Annotated in this window: 10 protein-coding genes; 1 reads left to right on the top strand and 9 read right to left on the bottom strand. The window is 66.5% G+C overall.

The genetic code is table 11. The annotated features are described in order from the left end of the window. Nucleotides 1–78: 78 nt before the first annotated feature. The 9 genes from BAC01S_RS13200 to BAC01S_RS13160 form a co-directional block, all read right to left on the bottom strand. Complete coding sequence (locus tag BAC01S_RS13200) at nucleotides 79–1215, bottom strand: hybrid-cluster NAD(P)-dependent oxidoreductase (RefSeq protein WP_027795190.1); 1137 nt, start codon at nucleotides 1213–1215, stop codon at nucleotides 79–81. Between the two features lie 55 nt (nucleotides 1216–1270). Further along, nucleotides 1271–2512, bottom strand: a complete 1242-nt coding sequence (locus BAC01S_RS13195) for an aromatic ring-hydroxylating oxygenase subunit alpha (RefSeq protein ID WP_027795189.1) — start codon at nucleotides 2510–2512, stop codon at nucleotides 1271–1273. Between the two features lie 52 nt (nucleotides 2513–2564). Next, nucleotides 2565–3344 (bottom strand): drug:proton antiporter, encoded by a 780-nt coding sequence (locus tag BAC01S_RS13190; protein ID WP_027795188.1) that lies wholly within the window; start codon nucleotides 3342–3344, stop codon nucleotides 2565–2567. Beyond that, nucleotides 3341–4531 carry an electron transfer flavoprotein subunit alpha/FixB family protein gene (locus tag BAC01S_RS13185; protein WP_027795187.1) on the bottom strand — a complete coding sequence of 397 codons (1191 nt, stop codon included), beginning with the start codon at nucleotides 4529–4531 and terminating at the stop codon, nucleotides 3341–3343. Before BAC01S_RS13185 ends, BAC01S_RS13190 begins: the two co-directional genes overlap by 4 nt. 4 nt (nucleotides 4532–4535) lie before the next feature. Then, a complete protein-coding gene (locus BAC01S_RS13180) occupies nucleotides 4536–6476 on the bottom strand; it encodes a (Fe-S)-binding protein (RefSeq protein ID WP_027795186.1) in 1941 nt (646 codons plus the stop codon). 2 nt (nucleotides 6477–6478) lie between these two features. Continuing rightward, the gene (locus BAC01S_RS13175) at nucleotides 6479–8542 is read right to left on the bottom strand and encodes an NADH:flavin oxidoreductase (protein WP_027795185.1); all 2064 of its coding nucleotides are present in this window, start codon (nucleotides 8540–8542) and stop codon (nucleotides 6479–6481) included. Nucleotides 8543–8591: 49 nt separating this feature from the next. Continuing rightward, nucleotides 8592–9128: a DUF5943 domain-containing protein gene (locus BAC01S_RS13170; protein WP_027795184.1), complete on the bottom strand. Its 537-nt coding sequence runs from the start codon at nucleotides 9126–9128 to the stop codon at nucleotides 8592–8594. A gap of 97 nt (nucleotides 9129–9225) precedes the next feature. After that, entirely contained in the window at nucleotides 9226–10197 is a 972-nt protein-coding gene (locus BAC01S_RS13165) for a dipeptidase (protein ID WP_027795183.1), read from the bottom strand. A 51-nt stretch (nucleotides 10198–10248) separates the two neighbouring features. Next, nucleotides 10249–11523, bottom strand: coding sequence for a serine hydroxymethyltransferase (locus tag BAC01S_RS13160; RefSeq protein ID WP_027795182.1), 1275 nt, complete (start codon nucleotides 11521–11523; stop codon nucleotides 10249–10251). A gap of 428 nt (nucleotides 11524–11951) precedes the next feature. On the opposite strand from BAC01S_RS13160, the gene BAC01S_RS13155 reads away from it, so the two are divergent. After that, nucleotides 11952–12971: a GlxA family transcriptional regulator gene (locus BAC01S_RS13155; RefSeq protein WP_027795181.1), complete on the top strand. Its 1020-nt coding sequence runs from the start codon at nucleotides 11952–11954 to the stop codon at nucleotides 12969–12971. Nucleotides 12972–12999: the final 28 nt, after the last annotated feature.

Raw genomic sequence — 12999 nt, 5'->3', positions numbered from 1 at the left:
CCCGGTCCTGCATGTTCCATCGGGTGTCTCCAGCCCTATTTGATTCGTCCGACAAAGTATTCGACCCACCGTGCGCCGCTATTTGTCGACGACCAGATCGGTGAGCGGCTTGCTGCAGCATAGCAGCACCATACCCTGGTCAATTTCCCTCTGGCGTATGCCGCCGTTATGCTGCATCTGCACCTGGCCGGATACCAGCTTGACCTTGCAGGTGCCGCACATGCCCTGCGTGCACGAAGCGGGCAGCCGCACGCCGGCCGCGCGCGCGGCCTCCAGCACCGACTGGCTCGTTGTGCAGCGGATCTCGCGATGGCTGCGCGCGAAGCTCACGGCGAAGTCTTGTTCCGCGGCGCCGGCGGCCTCCTGCCCAGCCTCTTGCGCGTCTGTCGGCGCGTCGGCGAGCGTCTCGAACGAGAAACTCTCTTCGTGATACCGCGCCCGATCGAAGCCTGCTTCGTCGAGCAGGTCGCGCACCGCTTTCATGTACGGCGCGGGCCCGCAGGTGAAGATCTCGCGCTCCATGAAGTCCGGCGCGATGAGCCGCAGCAGCGGCAGGCTCAAAAAGCCCGTGACGCCGGGCCAGTTCGTGCTCGTGCCAAGGCGCTCGCAAACATACGAGGTGCGGAATCGCTGCTGGTTCGCCGCCATCAGGTCGAGCTCGCGCGCGAAGATGATGTCGCCGGGCGTGCGCGCGCTATGCACGAACACGATGTCGCGGTCCTCGCTCAGCTCGTGGTGCGCGCGGCTCATCGACATGAGCGGCGTGATGCCCGAGCCGGCCGAGAGAAACAGATACTTGGCCGCAGGATGCCGCGCACACGTAAACTCGCCCGAGGGTCCCAGCACGCGCACGTGCGCCCCTTCGCGCAGATGGTCGTGCAGCCAGTTCGAAACCGCGCCGCCCGGCACGCGCTTGACCGTGATCGAGAGCGTATGGGGCCGCGTGGGCGACGAAGAGATCGTGTAGCAGCGGTTCACGGTCTCGCCGTCTATCTCGAGTTCGAGCGTGATGAACTGCCCCGGTTCGAACGCGAACGCACGACCTTGCGGAGAGCGAAAGAAAAAGCTCTTCACGTCGTGGGTCTCGTCGCGCACCTGGCAGCACTGGAGCGTCTCCTCGACGTCGCTCGTCCAGCGCGCCGGCAGCGCGCTCCAGAATTCCGGCTTCGTGAGCCGCCCCTCGAGCGGCTCGAAGGTTGCCGCGTCCCGCATCATGGTGTCCTCCAGCTGCTCTCCGGCAGTCGGTGATAGGTCCGTACAGCGTTTGCGTTTATGCCTCGATCTGCCCGGCGAGCCGCGCCACGTACCAGTCGCAGAATTTTTCGACGAGGCCCTCGGTGTACGGCGAGTACGGGCCCGGTTCGTAAGCACTGCTTTGCGCGCCGCTCTGCGAGTATTCGACGAGCGCCCGGTCCTGGTCGTTGGTCGCGCGCCAGACCGCCGTGAGGTTGTCCACGTCGTAGTCCACGCCCTCCTGCGCATCCTTGTGGACGAGCCATTTCGTGCGCACGAGCGTCTCCCCGGCGGAAAGCGGGATGACCGAGAAGGTCACGATGTGGTCGCTCATGAAGTGGTGCCAGGAATTGGGCTGCGTCCAGAACGACAGGCCGCCCAGGTCGGCCTGGCGGAATTCGCCCAGCAGCTTCTTCGAGGCGATCTTCGCGTCGAGCGTCTGCGATTCGCCGCTGCGATCGAGCGGCAGGCGCTGCGTGCGAAAGCCCGTGACGTCCAGCAGACGGTCCACCTCGACCGACGGCAGGCTCTGGGTTTCCCACTGCCGCGCGCGTTCCTCGCAGGTCCGCTCGAAAGCCGCCATGCCTTCCGCGTTGGCGGCGCTCGGCTGGTAGCCGAAGCCGTACTCGTAGAGCGAAATGGTCAGCTCGGGATGGTTCGCCACGCAGTGATAGCACTCCCGATTGTTTTCCATCGTCAGCTTCCAGTTGCCTTTCTCGATGATGTCGATCGAGGCGGCCACCTTGCAGTTCGCCATGTCGTGCGGCAGCAGGTAAGGCTCCATTGCGGCGCGCATCACGGCGAAGTCGGTGGGCGGCGTTTGCGCGAGGCAAATGAAGATGAGCCCCCCCAGGCTTTCCACGTGGACCGACTTCAGGCTGTGCTTGCAGCGGTCGAACTGGTCGCCCATGTGCTCGGCGAAGCGCAGTTCGCCCGTGAGGCTATAGGTCCAGCTGTGATAGGGGCAGACGATATTGCCGACGGCGCCCTTCTCTTCGTTGCACAGCCGCGCGCCGCGATGCCGGCAGACGTTGTGGAATGCCCGCACCACGCCGTCGTCGTCGCGCACGATCAGGATGGAATCGCTGCCCAGCTCTACCGTGACGTAGTCGCCCGGCTCGGGAATGTCCGGCTCCACGGCCACCTGAATCCAGTGCTTGCGGAAAATCGCCTCCATATCGAGCGCAAAGATTTCATCGCTCACATAAAACGGCGCCTCGAGGCTGTGGCCCTTCTTGCGGCGGTCGACGAGCGCGCGGATGTCTGCCGAAACTTTCATGTGTGCTCCAGGGTGGGGCTGTGCCGCCAGGCCGAGCCTGGACGGCGCAAATTCAGTAATCAATGAGCTGATGCTCGCGCAAATAGGCCAGAATCACTTGTGCTTTTTCGACCGAAGTCCCATCAATTACGACGCGGCCGCCGCGGCTTTCCGTGGTGGTGGCCGACAGCATGCGCTGATGGCCGGAACGCTTCTCCGCCGCCGCGAGGCGCACCGGCCGCCGCGTTGCCGGGGCCAGCGCCCATTGCGCGGCTTCGGCGCAGGGCGCGGCGGCGGTTTCGCGGGTCTCGACCGCGCCGCTGCGCAGGCGCGCGTAGGCGTAGCTCGCCGTGGCGGCCGCAAGCGGATGAACCGCCACGACGGCAGGCAACGCCACGTCCACGGAACGGCGCACGCCCTTGGGCATGAACTGGCGCACCGCTGCGCGTTCCGCCTCCGCCGTTACCTCGACCGCGGCATTCACGAGCGGATAGCCCAGCAAGTGAGCGAGCCGATAAGGCAGCATGCCGCTGTCGAAAGCCCCTTCCGCACGCGTGCCGGTCAGCACGAGGTCGTAGCCGGAAACGCGCGCTGCCAGCACGGCGGCGATGTCGTCCGTGTCCTCGCATGCGAGCACTTCGACGCGCGCGGCCCCCAGCGCCAGATATTCCGTGAGCGCGGGATTCGCGGCGTCGCCGGCATGCACCACGTCGCAGCGCGCGCCGTGCCGTGCCGCGAGCGCGCGGCCGATCTCCAGCGCGGCCGCGTCGTTGCGGCTGTAACGCGCCACGCCGCTCACCGGGTGCCGTCCCACGGAAACCAGCACCGCGATTTTCTCCAGCTTTCCGTTCATGCCGTCACTCCTTCGGTTTCCTGATTGAGTGTTGCGGTGTCCTGAGGATGCGGCGCCGCCTGGCGTGCGCGGCCGATCTCGTCGATCAGCGCGGCGATGGTCGACTGCGTATCGCCCACGATGGTCAGGTTGGCGCGTTTGACGATCGGCGCGCTCGCATCGAGATTCACGGCGATCACGTGCCGGCAGTCCTTGATGCCCTGCAGGTGCTGGACCGCCCCCGAAATCCCGAACGCCACGTAGACGCTCGCCTCCACGGTCTTGCCCGTCGCACCTATCTGCTGGTCGCGCCGGAAGAGGCCGTTGTCCACGGCAACGCGGCTCGCCCCCACCGCCGCGCCAAACGCTTCGGCCAACCGGCCGAACGCGGTCACGTCGCTCACGCCGTTGCCCGCCGAAACGATGAAATCGGCTTCCTCCAGCGCGACTCGCGCGGCGTCGACGGCCTCGATACCGCGATCCACGTAGCGGCTGCCGGCGGCGTCGAACGTTTCGCCGATCTCCGCCCCGATCCGCTCGCCGGCGCCGACGAAAGGCAAGCGCGGGTCCACGGCGCCCGGTGCGAGCAGCACGACTTCCGGCAGCGCGCGCAGGGCCAGCGACCGCCTGGCATGCACGTAGACGCCCACCTGCGCGGCGTCGATCTGCACCACCTGCGTCGCGACGCTCGCGCCCGCCAGCGCGGCATAGCGCCGGCCCAGGTCGCCGTCGCCGAAGGCGTTGTCGGGGAGCAGCACGTGATCGGGCGCGAAACGCGCCACACAAGCCGCCAGCGCCTGCACCTCGCGCTCGGGTGCGAACGCGCGGCTGCCGAACGAGGCCAGCTCGATGATTTTGTCGGCGCCTGGCGCGCCGCCGTCGTCGTGGAGCGCGCCGAACACCACGAGCACCACCTGCGTGGCCGCGCCCGCAATCAGTGCGGCTGCCGCCAAGGTCTGTCGGGCATGCTCGTCCAGCGCCCCACGGTCGCTGTGCGCGGCCACGAGCAGCGTGCGTTGCGCCGCCTGGGTCGTGCGGCGCGGCTTCGCGGCTGTACCGTGCGCCGCTGGTACGGCTGTGCCGAACTGCCCGGCTTCATCATGCAAGGCGTACATCTCGTCTGCCGCGCCGAGCGTGATCCGGCGCAGCCCCGCCGCCGTGATCGTGAAAGGCCTGCGCGGATCGATGCGCTTGAGCGTAGTGTTCATCGTTTCACTCCAGCGCCGCGGCGACGAGTTCGGCCACGTCGAGCACTTCGGGGCGCGGCCCCACCACCCCTTCGAGCATGGCCGTGCAGTTGGGACAGCCCACCGCGACCGTGTCCGCGCCCACCGCGCGCGCGTCGGCCATGCGGATGTCGGGAATGCGCTGCTTGCCGGGAATGTCGGTCAGCGGCGCGCCGCCTCCACCGCCGCAGCAGCGGCCCCGAAGCCCGTGCCGCTCCATTTCGACGACCTTGATGCCGATGGTCCGCAACAGCTTGCGCGGCGCTTCCGTTTCGCCGTTGTAGCGGCCGAGGTAACACGGGTCGTGATACGTGAGCGTGCGGTCGCGCCACGCGTCGAGCACGCCGGGCGCGAGCTTGCCGCTCGCCACGAGTTCCGCAAGGAACGTGGTGTGATGCAGCACTTCGAAGCGTGCGCCCAGCGCGCGGTACTCGTTGCGCAGGCTATGCATGACGTGCGGATCGGCGGTGACGATGCGCGCGAAGCGCAAGCCCGACAGCGTGCCGACAAGCTGCTTCGCCATCTGCTGGAACGTCGCTTCGTCGCCGAGGCGGCGCGCCACGTCGCCCGTATCCGTCTCGTTGCCGCCCAGCACCGCGTAGTTCACGCCCGCCTTGTTGAGCACCTTCACGAGCGCGCGCAGCGTGCGCTGGTAGCGCATGTCGAAGGCGCCTTCGCCGGCCACGAGCAGGACGTCCACGGCCCGGCCGGGCTGCGCGACGGGCGCGTCGAGATCGACGGCCCAGTCGTAGCGCGCGGCCTTGTCGTAGCCGCCCGCCGTACCCGTCTCGCGCAGATTCGCGAGCACCTCGGGCCCCTTGCCCGGCACGCTGCCGTGCACCAGCGTCTGGTTGCGCCGCATGTCGACGATCGCATCCACATGCTCGATCAGCATGGGGCATTCGTGCACGCAGGCGCGGCACGTCGTGCAGGACCAGAGCGTCTGCGCCTCGATCAGGCTGGAGACGATCGGCAGTTGCGGCTTGCCGCCATGCCGGCCCAGCTCGATACCCGGCGTGGGGCTGCCGCTATAGGCGCTGTCCGTGCCGCCCACCATGCCGGTCACGAGGTCCTGAATCAGCTTCTTCGGATTCAGCGGCTGACCGGCGGCGAACGCCGGGCACGCGGCTTCGCACTTGCCGCACTGCACGCAGGCGTCGAAGCTCAGGAGCTGGTTCCAGCGGAATTCGACGGGCTTGCCTACGCCGTATTCGTTCTGCTCCAGATCGACGGGCTTGAGCGCGGTGGGCGGCACGGCAGCTTCGCGCTGTTCCGCTGCATCGCCGCCGGTAGCGGAACGATCGGCAAAGCGGGCCTGGCGCGGGTGAAACGCCAGATGCAGCAAACCGGCGAGCGCATGCTTCATCGGGCCGCCGCGCGCCGCGCCGAGCGTCATCGCGGCCGCACCGGCTGCAATCAGCAGTGCGAACAACACAGCCAGCCCGCCCGACATGGCCGAGGCCGGCACCACGACATACAGCAACAAGCCCAGCGCGAACGAACCGAGCAGCCACGGCAGCGTGTCCCAGGGCCCGCGCGATAGACGCGCCGGCACGGCCGCTTTGCCGTGACGCCGCCGCCACACGAACACCGTACCCGAAAGCATCACGAGCGCCGCGAGAAAGATCAGCCGTTCGAGCCACGGCGAATAGATCGCCAGCCCGTAATTGACGAACACGAGGGCGAACGCGGCAATTGCCCCGCCCGCCGTGGCAACGTGAGTCTTCGCAATGTACGGATCGCGCGCGACCACGTGATGCAGGTCCACGAAATACCGCTTGGGGATGGCGAAGAGATTCGTCCAGCCGAACCGGCTGTCCGCTGTCACCCGGCCGAGCCGCCAGTAGGCGGCGCGCTTCGCGAGCGCGAAGGCGAGACCGGCCACCGATGCCCAAAGCAATGCGGTAATGAGAAGGGCCGGGTTCATCGTCAGAAGTCCTTGCAAAGACGCAGCGCGTCGTAGATGGCGCCGTGAATGTTGTGCATGGAGATGCAGTCGCCCACGCGGAACAGCAGGAACCGGCCGTTGCCAAGCGTTTCGGCAAGCCACGGCTGCGGCTCGGCCGCGAAGAGCCGCTGCACGTCCACCTGCCCGCGGTTCACCGACTCCGGCTTCAGCGCCCAGTACAGCGCGTCGTTCGGCGTCACGCCGTTCTCGATCACGACCTGATCGACGGCGCGCTCTTCCTGTTCCTCCGTATATTCGTTGCGCAGCACCGCAATCTTCTTGCCGCCCTCTTCATAGACCCGGTCGAGCCAGTAGTTAGGCGTATGAATCACGCCCTGCGCATAGAGCCGGCGATAGAAGATGGGGAAGGTCGTGCCGCCTACGTCGTCGGCCACCTTGACGTCCGGTGTCACGATCTCCACCCTGGAGCCGCGGCTCGAAATGAAATCCGCCACGCCGGCGCCCGCGTGCGTGCTCACGCCGTCGTAGACCAGCACGTTCTGCCCCGGCTCGACACGGCCCGAGAGAATGTCCCACGAACTCACCGCGAGCCCCGCTTCCACGCCCCAGTCCGGCACCTGCTGCGTAAAGCTGCGGCCGCCCGTGGCGAGCACGACAATGTCGGGGTTCTCGGCGAGAATCGCCTTCTCGTCGGCCTCCACGCCAAGGCGCCGGTCCACGCCCAGGCGCTTCGTTTCCATGTCGAACCAGCGCACGATGCCCGCCATCTGCTCGCGCTGCGGCGCCCTGGCCGCCAGCAGGACCTGGCCGCCCACCGCATCCGCCTTCTCGAACAGCACGACGTCGTGGCCGCGCGAGCGCGCCACGCGCGCCGCCTCGAGCCCCGCCGGCCCCGCGCCCACCACGACCACTTTGCGGCGCGGGCCGCGCGACTTCTCGATCACGTGCGGCATCGTCGCCTCGCGCGAGGTAGCGGCGTTCTGCACGCACAGCACATCGAGGCCGTTGTACTGGCGGTCGATGCAGTAGTTCGCGCCCACGCACTGCTTGATCTCGTCCTCGCGGCCGTCACGGATCTTGATGACCATGTGCGGGTCGGCGATCTGCGCGCGCGTCATGCCCACGAGGTCGATCATGCCGCTCGCGAGCAGGCGCTCGGCCTGGCCCGCGTCGCGAATGCTCTGCGCGTGCATGACCGGCAGCTTGACCACCGACTTGATGCCGGCGGCGAGATGCACGAACGGCTCGGGCGGCAGCGCCATCGGCGGCATGCAGTTCGCCAGCGTGTTGTGCGTATCCGCACCCGAGCCGATCACGCCGACGTAATCGATCAGGCCCGTCTCCGCCATGGCGTGGGCGATCTCCTTCAACTGCTCGTGATCGAGCCCGTCTTCGTGGAACTCGTCGCCGCACATGCGCAGGCCGACGCAGAAGTCGCGGCCCACGGCTTCGCGCACGGCGTTGAGCACCTCCACGCCGAAGCGCAGCCGGTTTTGCAGGCTGCCGCCCCATTCGTCGGTGCGATGATTCGTGCGGGGGCTCCAGAACTGATCGATCAAATGCTGGTGCGCGGCGGAAATCTCGATGCCGTCCATGCCGGCATCCTTCACGCGCTTCGCCGCGGCCGCGAAGTCGCCGATGATGCGGCGAATCTCCTCGACCTCGATGATCTTCGCGTTGCCGCGGTGCACGGGTTCGCGCACGCCCGAGGGCGACACCAGATGCGGCCAGTGTTCGCCGTGGAATGCCGTGCGGCGGCCCATATGCGTTGCCTGGATCATGATCTTCGCGCCGTGACGATGCATGGCTTCGGCAAGGCGCGCGAGCGGATCGATCACCTTGTCGGTCGCGAGATTGACCGACTTCCACCAGCCTTGCGGGCTGTCGATCGACACCGGGCTCGAGCCGCCGCAAACCGCGAGACCCACGCCGCCCTTCGCCTTTTCCTCGTAGTAGCGGATATAGCGGTCGCCGGGCAGCCCGCCCGGCTCGGCGTAGACCTCGGCATGCGCGGTGCTGACAATGCGGTTACGCAGCGTCAGCTGATTCAGCGTCATGGGCTTGAACAGATTGGGATAACGCATCGCGGGCGCCTCTTGCGCGAAATACGGTTGGAAAAACGGCTCGTCCGCCTCAGTGCGCGATCGGCGAGACTTCGAACAGGCAGCACGCGTGGTGCTCGGCCGCGCACTGCACTTCGCGCGACTGCGCGCGCGGCGCGGCGCTCGCGCCCCCGGGCGCCGTATCGTTCACCCAGTCCATCGCGCCCGCGAACCAGCCGGCAAACATGTAGCAGAGCTTGCCTTCCTTGCCGGGCTGCGCGAGCACGAATGACGAGTGCTGCAGTTCGATCGTGGCGCGCGCCGCGGCCGGATCCGCCTCGACGATCCGGAAAAGGCCCCAGCCGCGCTGCGAGAGGCGCTTCAGGTAATGCTCGAACACGGCCATGCCGGTCAGGCCGTGCTGCTTCGCTTCCTTCTCGCACCAGTGGTACGCGGACTTGTAGCCGGCCTGATAAAGAATCTCGGCATAGGCTTCGCGCCCGAGCGCCTCTTCAACGGCCGTATGGTTGTTCGTGAAGAAATGCCGCGGCACGTAGAGCATCGGCAGGGCGTCGGTCTTCCAGACGCCGGTTTCGGCATCGACGTCGATGGGCAGTTGCGGTTGCATGCGGGGACTCCGTAGGGTGAGCGATGCCTGCCCCGGCGTTGCGGTGAACGCCGGCAGCACCTTGTTTTCATACGTTAAGCTAATAAACGGCCGAACTTCAGGAGCCCCACACGTCGCGGAACACGCGCACCCAGTTCTCGCCCATGATCTTGCGGATGCGGGTCTCGCTCCAGCCGGCGCGCTCCATCGCGCGCGTGAGATTCGGAAACTCGCCGATCGTGCGAATGCCTTCCGGGTTCACGACCTTGCCGAAATTCGTGAGGCGGCGATAGCGGCCCTTGTCGTGCGTGAGCCAGTCGAAGAAGTCGACGCTGTAGCCCTGGGTGAAGTCCGTGCCGATGCCCACCGAATCTTCGCCGATCAGATCGACGACATAACCGATGGCCTCGATATAGTCCTCCACCGTGGCGTCGATGCCGCGCTTGAGGAACGGCGCGAACATGGTCACGCCCACGAAGCCGCCGGCGTCGGCGATCTCCTTCAACTGCGCGTCGGTCTTGTTGCGCGGGTGCTCCTTGAGCCCCGAGGGCAGGCAATGCGAGTAGCACACCGGCTTCTTCGAAAACGCGATGGCTTCCGACGACGTGTTGCCGCCCACATGCGAGAGATCGACCATGATGCCCACGCGGTTCATTTCGGTGATTACTTCGCGGCCGAAGTCCGAGAGGCCGCCGTCGCGCTCGTAGCAGCCGGTTCCGACGAGGTTCTGCGTGTTGTAGCAGAGCTGCACGACGCGCACGCCCATGTCGGCGAACGCTTCGATATAGCCCAGGTTGTCCTCGAACGCGTGGGCGTTCTGGAAGCCGAGAATGATGCCCGTGCGGTTTTCCCGCTTCGCGCGGGCGATGTCATCGGTAGTGCGAACAAGCGTGATCAATTCGCTATTGTCGCGAATCATCTGCTTCATCGCGGCGATGTTGTCCACCGTCTTCGCGAAGCTCTCCCACACGGAAACCGTGCAGTTCGCCGCGGTCACCCCGCCCTTTCTCATGTCTTCGAACACGGGCCGTTCGAACTTGGAGATGTTCAGGCCGTCGATAACGATACTGCTCTCATGCAGGTTGCTCATGCTTGACTCCGTCTTCATTCGTGTTGTCGTTCGCGCGGTTTCGACGCGCGATCAGTAGATCGGGAAACGCTCGCAGAGCGCGAAGATCTCGCGGCGCACGCGCTGTTCGGTCGCCGCGTCGCCTTCCGGTTGCGCGCGCAACGCTTCGAACACCTCCAGAATCAGGCGGCCGATCTCGCGGAACTCCGTCACGCCGAAGCCGCGCGTCGTACCCGCCGGCGTGCCGAGGCGTATGCCGGAAGTCACGGTCGGCTTCTCGGGGTCGAACGGAATGCCGTTCTTGTTGCAGGTGATGCCCGCGCGCTCGAGCGCCTGCTCGACCTGATTGCCCTTGAGCCCCTTCGGGCGCAGGTCGACAAGCAGCAGATGATTGTCGGTGCCGCCCGTCACGAGATCCACGCCGCCTGCCGTCAGCACCTCGCCCAGCGCTTTCGCATTGGCGAGCACGGCATCGATATAGGTCTTGAAGCTGTCCTGCAGCGCCTCGCCGAACGCCACGGCCTTGCCGGCAATCACGTGCATGAGCGGGCCGCCCTGCAGGCCGGGGAACACCGCCGAGTTGATCTTCTTCGCGATTTCTTCGTCGTTGGTCAGCACGAAGCCGCCGCGTGGGCCGCGCAGCGTCTTGTGCGTGGTCGAGGTGACGACGTGTGCGTGCGCAACCGGATTCGCGTGGCGGCCGGCCGCGATCACGCCCGCGATATGCGCCATGTCGACCATAAGCCGCGCGCCCACGCTGTCTGCGATGGCGCGAAAGCGCGCGAAGTCCAGCTCGCGCGGATAGGCCGAGAAGCCCGCGATGATGAGCGACGGCTTGTGGTCGTGCGCGAGGCGCTCCACCTGCTCGTAGTCGATGCGCTGCGTTTCGCGGTCCACGCCGTACTGCACGGCGTTGAACCATTTGCCCGAGAGCGCGGCCTTCGCGCCGTGCGTGAGGTGTCCGCCCGCGTCGAGCGACATGCCGAGCACCGTGTCGCCCGGCTTCGCGAGCGCCAGCATCACGGCGCCGTTGGCCTGCGCACCCGAATGCGGCTGCACGTTGGCGAACCCCGCGCCGAACAACTGCTTGATGCGCGAGAGCGCGAGCGCCTCGATCTCGTCGGCGAATTCGCAGCCGCCGTAGTAACGCTTGCCCGGATAGCCCTCAGCATACTTGTTCGTCAGCACGCTGCCCTGCGCCTCCAGCACCGCGCGCGACACGATGTTTTCCGAAGCGATCATCTCTACCTGGGATTGCTGACGTTCCAGCTCCTTGAGGAGGGAGTGGCGCACCGCGCCGTCGCGCTCGGCAAGGGACTGCGCGAAGAAGGGATTGGCGTTCGACATGGGGGGTTCCGTTGGCGTCCGTTAGTAATGGGAAGCAGTGCTGCCGTGGCTGTGCCGGATGCGCGCTTCGCCAGACTGGCCTCGTGTTTCACCACCTCACCGACGGCTCTATTCTTGTCTTTCGCCGCAGCGGTCAATTTACGAATTCAGACGCGTTCTTTTCCATTTCCGCCATGCGCGTCCAATTTCGACAAGTGGACGCGGCTACGCACGGTTTGCGGGCAATCGGCGCACGACCGTGCGCAGTTGCACGGCCGCAGTGCATCAATTCCGCATAAGGGGCCGGGAGCGGCGAGCCCGTCTGGGTTGAGCCAGGGTTTGGCCGTATGGCACGCTTGTTGCACCCACGCGCAGAATTTGAGACTGCAGTCGTGCATGCCCATGCTCGTACTGCCTCCCCCACATCGAGCAGAAGGACCTCCCGCATCATGTCGCCGGCTCGCGCGTCCTCGTTGGCGCACTTTGCGTTCATGCCGTTGCCGAACTTCACGATGATCGCGTTCACGAACGCCATCGAAGTGCTGCGCATGGCCAACTATCTGAGCGGCGAAACGCTCTACCGCTGGTCGGTCGTGAGCCCCACCGGCGGGCCCGTCGTCGCGAGCAACGGGCTTTCGGTGGACACGGGCCCCGTGGAATGCGTGGGGCGGCCCGATATCGTGTTCGTATGCGGCGGCATCAACGTGCAGCGCGAAACGCAGCCGGCACACCTCGCCGCATTGCGCCAGTTCGCGCGCACCGACATACCGCTCGGCAGCCTCTGCACGGGCACCTATGCGCTGGCGAAGGCGGGCTTGCTGGCCGGCTATGCCTGTGCGATCCACTGGGAAAACATGTCGGCGCTGAAGGAGGAGTTCCCCGATACGCGCTTTCTGAAAGAGCTCTTCGTCGTCGACCGGGACCGCGTCACCTGCACGGGCGGCGTCGCGCCGCTCGACATGATGCTGCACCTCATCGTGCCGCGCGTGGGCACGGCGCGCGTCACGCAGATCGCCGAGCAGTTCATCATCGAGCACGTGCGCGACACGAGCGCCCAGCAGCGCATGCCGCTCGTCGCGCGCCTGGGCTCCGCGAACAAGTCGCTGTTCGAAGTGATCTCGCTGATGGAAAACAATATCGAGGAGCCGCTTTCGCGCGAAGAGCTCGCGCGGCTCGCGAACATGTCGCAACGCCAGTTGCAGCGGCTCTTTCGCGAACACCTGGGCATGACCCCGACGCACTACTACCTGACCTTGCGCCTGCGCCGCGCGCGCGAACTGCTGCTGCAAACCGACATGTCGATCATGCACATCACGATGGCATGCGGCTTTCAATCGGCCTGCCATTTCAGCAAGAGCTATCGCGACGCGTTCGGCACCGCTCCCACGCAGGAGCGGCGCATGCAGGTGGCGCCCATGGCGCATGCGGTCAAGCCCGTTGCTGTCAGCAACCTTACATTGCACTCCTGATCGAGAGGTTCGAGGGGCGCGACGCCCC

The sequence above is a fragment of the Paraburkholderia acidipaludis NBRC 101816 genome (assembly GCF_000684975.1).
GTDB lineage: Bacteria > Pseudomonadota > Gammaproteobacteria > Burkholderiales > Burkholderiaceae > Paraburkholderia > Paraburkholderia acidipaludis.
The sequence above is the reverse complement of the archived record's forward strand: the minus strand, read 5'-3'. Positions and strand labels throughout refer to the sequence as shown.

What these genes read in the sequence shown, in the direction of transcription:
- BAC01S_RS13200 (WP_027795190.1), bottom strand. Translation starts at nt 1,215, where the DNA reads ATGATGCGGGACGCGGCAACCTTCGAGCCGCTCGAGGGGCGGCTCACG.
- BAC01S_RS13195 (WP_027795189.1), bottom strand. Translation starts at nt 2,512, where the DNA reads ATGAAAGTTTCGGCAGACATCCGCGCGCTCGTCGACCGCCGCAAGAAG.
- BAC01S_RS13190 (WP_027795188.1), bottom strand. Translation starts at nt 3,344, where the DNA reads ATGAACGGAAAGCTGGAGAAAATCGCGGTGCTGGTTTCCGTGGGACGG.
- BAC01S_RS13185 (WP_027795187.1), bottom strand. Translation starts at nt 4,531, where the DNA reads ATGAACACTACGCTCAAGCGCATCGATCCGCGCAGGCCTTTCACGATC.
- BAC01S_RS13180 (WP_027795186.1), bottom strand. Translation starts at nt 6,476, where the DNA reads ATGAACCCGGCCCTTCTCATTACCGCATTGCTTTGGGCATCGGTGGCC.
- BAC01S_RS13175 (WP_027795185.1), bottom strand. Translation starts at nt 8,542, where the DNA reads ATGCGTTATCCCAATCTGTTCAAGCCCATGACGCTGAATCAGCTGACG.
- BAC01S_RS13170 (WP_027795184.1), bottom strand. Translation starts at nt 9,128, where the DNA reads ATGCAACCGCAACTGCCCATCGACGTCGATGCCGAAACCGGCGTCTGG.
- BAC01S_RS13165 (WP_027795183.1), bottom strand. Translation starts at nt 10,197, where the DNA reads ATGAGCAACCTGCATGAGAGCAGTATCGTTATCGACGGCCTGAACATC.
- BAC01S_RS13160 (WP_027795182.1), bottom strand. Translation starts at nt 11,523, where the DNA reads ATGTCGAACGCCAATCCCTTCTTCGCGCAGTCCCTTGCCGAGCGCGAC.
- BAC01S_RS13155 (WP_027795181.1), top strand. Translation starts at nt 11,952, where the DNA reads ATGTCGCCGGCTCGCGCGTCCTCGTTGGCGCACTTTGCGTTCATGCCG.